The organism is Candidatus Similichlamydia laticola (genome assembly GCF_003339615.1).
GTDB classification, from domain to species: Bacteria; Chlamydiota; Chlamydiia; order Chlamydiales; family Parilichlamydiaceae; genus Similichlamydia; species Similichlamydia laticola.
In genome coordinates, this window is sequence record NZ_QQBG01000011.1 from 47,138 (window position 1) to 55,921 (window position 8,784).

6 protein-coding genes are annotated in these 8,784 nt (G+C 39.0%); all 6 read right to left on the bottom strand.

Annotated features, from left to right (window positions below):
• Positions 1-66: 66 nt before the first annotated feature.
• Positions 67-1,488 carry a hypothetical protein gene (locus HAT2_RS01550; RefSeq protein ID WP_114544280.1) on the bottom strand — a complete coding sequence of 474 codons (1,422 nt, stop codon included), beginning with the start codon at positions 1,486-1,488 and terminating at the stop codon, positions 67-69.
• A gap of 48 nt (positions 1,489-1,536) precedes the next feature.
• Complete coding sequence (locus HAT2_RS01555) at positions 1,537-3,030, bottom strand: hypothetical protein (protein WP_114544281.1); 1,494 nt, start codon at positions 3,028-3,030, stop codon at positions 1,537-1,539.
• Between the two features lie 304 nt (positions 3,031-3,334).
• Complete coding sequence (locus HAT2_RS01560; RefSeq protein WP_114544282.1) at positions 3,335-4,726, bottom strand: hypothetical protein; 1,392 nt, start codon at positions 4,724-4,726, stop codon at positions 3,335-3,337.
• A 90-nt stretch (positions 4,727-4,816) separates the two neighbouring features.
• A complete protein-coding gene (locus tag HAT2_RS01565; RefSeq protein WP_114544283.1) occupies positions 4,817-6,403 on the bottom strand; it encodes a hypothetical protein in 1,587 nt (528 codons plus the stop codon).
• Between the two features lie 90 nt (positions 6,404-6,493).
• Complete coding sequence (locus tag HAT2_RS01570) at positions 6,494-8,002, bottom strand: hypothetical protein (protein ID WP_114544284.1); 1,509 nt, start codon at positions 8,000-8,002, stop codon at positions 6,494-6,496.
• A 94-nt stretch (positions 8,003-8,096) separates the two neighbouring features.
• The coding region (locus HAT2_RS03835) for a hypothetical protein (protein ID WP_220253868.1) at positions 8,097-8,784 on the bottom strand (688 nt) is incomplete at its 5' end.

Genomic DNA, 8,784 nt, shown 5'->3' on the forward strand with positions numbered 1-8,784 from the left:
GATCGGTGAATTTCTAGAAACGGTAAGATTCTTACGTATTAAGTTGCAAAGTGATTTTGTGTCCCCTCATGGATCGGATATGGCTCTTTTGGCAAGAGCAAGAAGACCATCCACTGCTAAGGCTCTTCGTTCTTCTTCTGTCCTTACCTCGGGGGTTCCTTGCCTTTGGAAAAAAGGGAAACTTTCCTCCATTCCTTGTGCAGAAGTGCATGGGTCATCTTTTGTTCGAGATCTTTTTGGTGGAGGCTCTTGCTTAGACTCATTCTGATTATTCTCATCAGTGTGAGTTGGAACTGATAACGGGCTTAATGGAAAGATTCCTGATTCTGGGTGCAATGGATCTGTGCTTGCTAGTCCGTACTCCCCATTTTGACACAAAATGGCTAAGAAATCTGCTTTTCTAGAGGCCAAGACAAAGAAGGATACGCCAGCAATCCCCCAGCTTTGTTTCTCGGTCCACATGGTTGACATATGCAGAGAAAGTTGTGAGGGTCTATTTACAGGGGCAAATCGTTGCATCACTTTTAGTCCATCCAGAAAGGATCTATGGAAAGAAGAAAAATAAAACTCTCTGCGGGAAGCCTCTTTTGTTCCTTCTTCGGGTAAAAAACAGAGTTTTGGTGGAATACCGTTAGTTAAAAATAGCTCTCCTCCTCTTAACTCTTGTTGTGGACCAATGGAACAGCCATAGGGCAAAACAAGCAAGCAGCTATTTGTGTTGGGAAGTAAATTCATTTGATGAATCACAGATTGTATTCCCAAAGACTTATCCTTAAAGGGAAGGTTATATGTTCCAACCTTATGATCGAGCAGATACTTCACTTTTAATTGTGGTTGTAGTGCTTTTTTTTGAAATAAATGCGAGTTCGGCAAAGCATAGAGAACAGGAATAGGTGATATAGATGGGATTGGCTTTTTTGAACACAGTAGGGCAAGGTTGTTTCGTTTACAGTCGAAAAGAAGCATGAGATGTAACTTTGCAAAAGTTGCTCGGTCTTGTTCTTGTTGTAAGACAACTTCTGAAGCAAGACCTAAAAGGGAAGTCCTTGCATATACTCCCTTTCTTTCAAGTTGGTCGGCAATCGAATCTAATTGATGATGATGAAATTGCATGATCAAGTGGTTGTTCTGCTGCAACTTAGTCTTTCTATCCAAGGAAGGAGAAAAGCCGATGTAGAATCGGTCCGATTGTCTGACGATGTTTAGTGTTCCATTGGTTACTGTTTTATCAATCGGATTCACACCGATCCCTTTAGGAAAAACAAGAAGAGAAGCTGTGATTTCCTTGCTAAGGAAAGACCTTTCCGAATAATTTTTTTCCCTATTTAACGCTGTTTGAGCTGTGGAAGAGGTTTGTAATGCGGTAGAAAGAAACGCATCTCGTTCTACTACACATAAGTGAACTGATTGTACCTTGGTGCGAGTGCAAAAAGGTATAGAAACAGTTTGAATAGTCATTTGAATGATGTCATCATTTTCAGATAACAAGTATATGACATGACTGGATTACAAAATATCTTCGGATAGCTCTAAGTCTCATTTTGTTTCAGAGTGATAATTTAGAGCAGAAGTAGTTTGAATATGGGCAAGAGCAAGAAGACCACTTGCCGCGATGGCTCTTCGTTCTTCTTCTGTGTTTGGATAGGTTGAGGTGTTTTCTGGCTCAACTAGCTTGATTGCAACAGTTTCTCCTGTTTCTGGCTTCTCTAAACTTGGATTTAGGAGTATTTCTTGTGATTGTTTTGAGGTTTCGGGCTCGCTTTCTATTCGAGATCGTTTAGAAGGAAGTTCTTGTTCTATTTCTGAGCATGTCATCAACTTGCTTAATGGAAGAACCCCTTCGTTCGGATTGAATGGATTTATACCTACTAGTTTATAATCTCCCCGTTTGAAAAGAACAGATAGGAAATGTTTCCCTCTAGAGGACAATAAAAAGAGAGATATCCCAATGACAGAAGGACTTGCATTGAGAGGAAAGAGTACTTTAGCTTCTTCTCCTAGAAGAATTTTAGTGCAAGAACCTGCAGGAATGAATTTGCGTGCAACTCCTAACGGATCAAGTAAAGACCGATGAAAAGAAACAATACTATTATAATCGACTTTTTTACTTGTTGCGTCTGGGATAAATCCTAACTCCAGTTTAGGGTGACTTCCAACCAAATACAGTCTTCCTCCACATAACTGTTGCTTTGAGTTAACGGAGCTACCATATGGCAAGACTAAAAGACAGTCGTCCTGCATTTGAATAGTGTTTATCTTATGTGAATAACCCTTACCTTCTTTAAAACTCCTTTTAAAAGGGACAGAACCACATATGCACTGCTCAAATTCTTCCTTAGATAAACAAGGAATCTTTATATGTCCTAACTGATGGTCTAATGAGTAAAATATTTCAACTTGTGTAGGGGAACTGCTTTCTTCTTGAACTAACTGACACCTTAGTTTTGGGTAGAGAATGGGAACAGGAAGCACTGGTGGTATTAGATACTTACAACAAAGTAGAGCAAGAGTGCTTTCTTTATCATCAAAAAGAAGCATTATGTGTATGCCTATTAAGACCGATTTGCCTAAACTATCTTCCAGTTTGCTGCTGGCAGGTAAATCAAAAAAGGACCTCTTGTTCTCTGGTGTTTCAATTCTTCCGATTCTTTTTGAGATCGAATTTAACTGACAATGATAAAACTGCTCTTTTAATCTGGAATACTGTACTAGTTTGCATCCTTCTTCGGGCATTGGAATAAATCCAATGTTTAAAAAGCCATGTTCTATTACAAGGAATATTTGTCCATGTATTGTCTTTCCTGTAAAAGGGTCAATCGTAACGTTCTTTGGTAGTACAATAAGGGAATGATCGCTTTCTCTAAGAATTCGTCTTCTAAAATAAGGTCTTGCTTTACTAAGGGCTTCTTTTGCAGTGAGAGAAACTCTTTCTGCAATACTAACAAACTCACTATGACTTATCACCTTTAAATCAGTAAAGCCAGTTTGTTTAGAGGTACTAAAGGGAATAGAAACAGTTTTGAGTGTCATTTTGAATATGAGACAAACGCTTTCTACGTGCTAGATCCGGATAGAGGAACATTTGGAATTTGACTAGTAAAAGCAAACAGATCGTTTGCGTTGATTTGCCCCATTGTAGCTGGGTTGGCTATTTGTTTACTGAAAAAAACGAATCTTGCTTTTCAAACATGATTGCAGATGCCATAAAAGAGAGTTGCCTTTTGCAAAGACTCTCCTTGTTTCACTGTTTTATGGTGAAAAGGATCAGTAGTGCCACCCAGTTCAATTGAGGAACTCCCCTATTGAGACTCAGTACTGTTTATATTTTCGTTTCTTATGTAAACGCAGATAGGTCTTGTTTTCTTTTTTTCTCTTCAGCTAAAGCTTGTGCAGAGGTCCCAGCTTGTTCTTCTATCTGTTGCACTTTTACTGCTTCAGTTGAAGAAGTTCCTGGTTCATCCTCTTTCCGAAGTTTTTTCCTAGGAGGCTCCTGCTCTGGTGGAGTAAGGCCCATTGCACTCAATGGAAAAAATCCTGCTGTTGGATTCATAGGGTCTATACTCATGAAGTCATAGTCACCCGTCTTACAAAGAAGAGCTATAAAATCTGTATATTTAGATGCCAAGAGAAAAAGAGAGACACCGTTGATGCAAGGACTTGAATTTTGTTGAGAACATACTTTTGCTTCTGTGCCTAACCCGAGTCGTAAACATCTATTTCCATGAATGAATTTGTTCGTGACCTCTACTTCTTCAAGGAGCGATCGATGGAACTCCCCAAATCTATCCCGATCGGTCGTCTTCTGAATGTTATCTGGGATAAATCCAATCTCTAACTGATTTCCATTAATTAAATAGAGCTGTCCTCCACTAAGACTGTGGTGTGGGCCAATAGAACAACCACGTGGTAAAACTATAAGGGAATTATTTTCCCAATAGAGCGCTTGGACTCTGTGCGTATACCCTTTCCCTTCTACAAAGCTCTCCTTGAAAGGGATAGACTCATGCATCTTCTGCTTGAACTTTTCCGCAGACAGACAAGATATTATCACGTCACTACAAGTGCGATCTGTCAGACACGGAACTTTTATATGAGAAAATGATTCACTTTGAAAAGAAAGTAGATTCTGGGCCTTTAGACAAAGAGTAGGAACAGGTAAAGCAGAAGGAATCGGATTTTTGCAACATAACAGGGCAAGAGCATTATTTTTATGGTCAGAGAGCAACATCAAATACAACTTCTTGAAAGTGGCCTTTCCTGATATAGTTTCTAGCTTTGTATCTAAAGGCAATTGTAAAAGAGATTTTCCTTTTTCTGATATTCCCATCCTCTCAAGATGTTCTTTAGGAATAGAATCCAATTGATAATGGTGAAAGTGTCTAAGAAATCTGTTATGTTGGGTTAACTTCGTATCCTCCTCAGGAATAGGTGAAAATCCGATATATAAACATTCTGCATGTTTAACAATAACTAGACTGCCATTTGTTATAGTTTCCTGCAGGAGGTTAAAGGTTACGGGTCTAGGAAAAACGAATAGAGATTCTTTGTTTGAGGTATTAAAAACCATCCTTCTTGGGCAAGTCTTTAACCTTTTTAAGGCTGTTTCAGCAGCGGAAGACGTCCGTGATACGAGGTTAAGAAAGCCCTCATGTTCTATCACATTTAGGTTAAAACATCCGGTTTGTGTTCGAGTCCGAAATGGAATGGAAACAGAAGAGAGAGTCATTCAGGTACAGAGATTTCTAGTACGAAGCTGCTGTTCATTTTAGATTAGTCGTGGGTTTTTTTGGCTAAACATAGCTCTATTCATACCATCTTACGGCGAGAGGGGCAGATAAGTCGATTGTTCAGCAAGTAGAAGCAGTCCGCTTACTGCAATTTCCCGACGTTCCCTTTCTGTTTCTAATAGGTCAAACAATTCTTCCGTTTCATCTGGTTTGGTTTCTTGTCTTGTTTCACTTTCTGTATGGTAATAATTGTGATCTTGAGTCGCTCTGATCCAAATTGGGATTTGTTTTGTTTCTTCTCTCATTGAAAGAGTGATATCTTGAACAGGCATTTCAGGGTTTTCTTGATCTTTTTCTGGAGTATCAGTATGGAAGTAATTATGCTCCTGAAAAAGGTTGCAACAATATTTCTCATATTCCATATATGCTCTAGTAGGTTCATTATCTACTTTTGAAAGAGAAGGCACTGTCTCCAAATTTTCTGTTGGATTCATTGGATTTATACTTGCTAGTTCATAGTTACCAGTTCTACATAGAAGAGCAACAAAGTCCGTATGTTTAGATGCTAGAAAAAAGAAAGAGATACCAGAAATGCCAAAGCTCGAATCTTGCCTAAGGCAAACTTTTGCTACTGAACTCAGGTCAAGTCGAGAGTATTTGTTTCCAGGAATAAACCGATTTGTAGTACCCATTTCTTCAAGAAATGATCGATGGAAACAATAAAGTTCTTCTCGTTCGGTTACCTGTTTGACAGTATCAGGAATAAAACCAAGCTCTAATTGAGCCCCTTTAATTAAGAATAAATTCATCCCTTTAAGGCCATACTTTGGTTCAATAAAACATTCATGCGGTAGTACTAAGAGATGTTTATCTTCCCAATATAGAGTATTAGCTCTATGCATGTGATCATATCCTTTTGCAGAACTCTCTTTAAATGAACCGTGTTCATTTGCTTTTTTTTTGAAATCTTCAATTGATAAGCATGGTATTGTTATTTCACCATAGTTATGGTCGATCAAACCCGAAACTTTTACTTGGAGCAAATGTTCCGATACCAGAGGTAAAGGGATTTTCTTTTGTAGGCGAAGCATGGGAATGGGCAATATAGGTGGAATAGGATCTTTACAGCATAACAGGGATAAAGAACTTCTATTGCGATCTAGCAACAGCATCAGAGACAGATTTTTAATGGTAGAGTTGCCCAAGACAGATTCCAACTTTGCATCTAATGGCAACTGAAAAAGAGATTTGCCTTTTTCCGACACTCCTATCCTACTCATCTCTTCTAAAGCAAATGAATCTAACTGATAATGGTGAAATTGATTTAGTAACCTATGATGCTGAGTTAATTTAGACCCTTCTGCAATAAAAGGTACGAATCCAATATATAAGCAGAATTTGTGCATCACGATGACTAGTTTTCCAATTTTTGTTACTTCATCAAGAGAATCGAAACTTACATATTTAGGCAATACAAGTAGAGCTGCTCTATTCTGCTTTTGTCTGTCAAAGACGATTCCTTCATGGCAAGTTTTTGATCGTGATATCGCTCTTTTTGCAGTAGAAGAGATGCGTGATGTGAGACTGAAAAATTCGTCATAATTGATGACATCAAAATCACAAAAACCAGTTTGGGTATAGGTCAAAAATGGGATAGAAACAGAAGGGATGGTCATTTGAAAATAATAAGGAGATTCCCTTTTGTAAAAGCTATCTTGTGCACCAGACAGCTTTTAGTTATCTAAGATCACTTATGTGACCATAAACTAAGATGAGGGATCCTGGCTAGGCTGCTTGGCTAGCCCAAGAAGGCCTCTTACCGCAATTGCCCTACGTTCTTCTTCTGTCTCTGAAGTGCAACTTAATAGAGTAGACTCTCCTGTTTGGACCGTATCTAAATGTCGTGTGCTACAATAACTATGATCTCGCATGGATACGAATTGAGCACTAAAGGGGCAAGGTTCATCTCTTACTGCTTTAGAAGTTCCTGCTGATTCTTCTTCTGTCCTAACTTTTTTCTTAGGAGGCTCTTCTTGTTCTGTCTCGCGAAAAGCATGGAGCCTATTCGAGGTGGAACACCCTTCTCCTGGGCTTAATGGATCCATGCTTGTTAGACCATATTCTCCTGCTTTGCAGAAAAGACCAAAAAAATCTGTTTTAGAGGAGGACAATAAAAAGAGGGAGACTTCAGAAAGATGAGGCCCTGACCCTGGAGAAGAACATACTTTTGTGGATAACCCTAGAGAAAGTCGTGAACATCTATCTATGGGAATAAACCGATTTACGACGTTTGCACTATCGAGAAAGGATCGATGAAAAGAATAAACTTCTTCACGATTGGCTTTTTGCTTTCCCCTTTCAGGGATGAAACCAATTTCTATTTGATGAGGCCCTTGAATAAAAAACAGTTGTCCGCCTTTGAAAGGCTCCTGAGAGCTAACAGAGCAATCACGAGGGAAAACGAAAAGACAATTATCTTCCCAAGAAGTGCAATTCGCTCTGTGTAAATGCCCCTTTCCTTTTACAAAACTATCCTTAAAAATTTCGGACACGTGCAGTTTTTGTTTAAACCCTTCATAGGATATACAAGGAATTTTCATAATTCCTAATTGACGATCTTTTAGATGAGGGATCTCTACAAATGGGGATGACTCTTCCAATTGGATCGGTAAGCTCTTCGGTTTTATGTAAAGTGTAGGAACAGCCAAAGCGGGTGGAATTGGCCCATGATAGCATAACAAGGCAAGAGAGCTGTATTTACAATCAAAGAGAAGTAGTAAAGACAAATTCACGAGAACTGCCTTGCCTCTCTCTCTCTTTATCTCAGCATCGAACGGGCAACCAAAGAGGGATTTTCCTATCTCACATACTCCCTTTCGTTCGATGGGTAAGATCGAATCCAATCGATGGTGATGGAACTGGATTACTCTGAAGTTATTTTGTAATAACTCAATTCCTTCCTCCTCAACAAAGGGGACAAACCCGATAGATAGGATTTTATGTCCCATAACAAGGACTAATCTTCCGTTCGTCATTTTTCCTGTCGAAAGATCAATGCGGATATTTTTAGGAAAGACAAGGAGGGTAGACATAGCCTTGCTGTGCTTAAAGAGAGCTCTTTCGGGACAACTTTTTGACCTTGTCCAAAGCTCCTGAAGAGTAGAAGAGACTCGCAATGTCATGCTAGCAAATTCTTCACGACTCTTTACCTCTAACTCAATATTGTGAGTAAGAGTGCGGGTAAGGAAAGGAATAGAAACGGTGTTGATAGTCATCCCAAAAGAAAATGTAACTTAGAATGAAAAGTCTTGGGGAGAAGCCGATTTTATATAGAGAAGTGAAAAGTTTTTTTTAAGCTTGTTTTTCTAGTTAGATTGAACCGTCTTGCGGCGCATTGTACTTAGACAACTCAATTAAAGCCAGAGCGGCTGCCATTCTTCTTTCGGACTCTCTTTGAGGATTTGACGGAGTAGGACTTTTTTGTGTAGTTGGAGTAGTAAGTGGCTCTTTTTTTTGCCCTTTAGGCTGATAAAGACTAAAGAAGTTCTCCTCTTGTGAGGAAAGTTTTTTGTCATATTCCAAGGCTTTTGCAGAGGTACATGGTTCTTCTTCTGAAGAAGTCTCATCTGGCTCTGTTCCTAGTAGGGTTTCTAGGTCAAAGCACCCTGCATATGGGTTCATTGGATCTATCCCTTTCAGTTCTAAGTCTCCTTTTTGACATAAAAGAGCTACAACTTCTTCCCTGTCTGAAGCAAGAATAAAAACAGACAAGCCACGTAAATAGCCTGTTGTTGATGTAGGTCTAGCATATGTTTTGGCCAACGATCCAAGCAAAATACGAGAACTTCTGTATGAAGGCAAGAAGGTCGTGCTTAAGCCTGGTCCACAGTTTTTCATCAGAGATCTATGAAAAGGATATTGTGTCGGCAAAGACATCAGTTCATGATTTCCTTTGCCAGGAATAAATCTGAACTCAATAGATTTATCATTTTTAATAGTAGCTAATTTTCCACCCTTAAATCCGTGATTGGGATCAAAAAAGAAGCCCTTTGGAAAA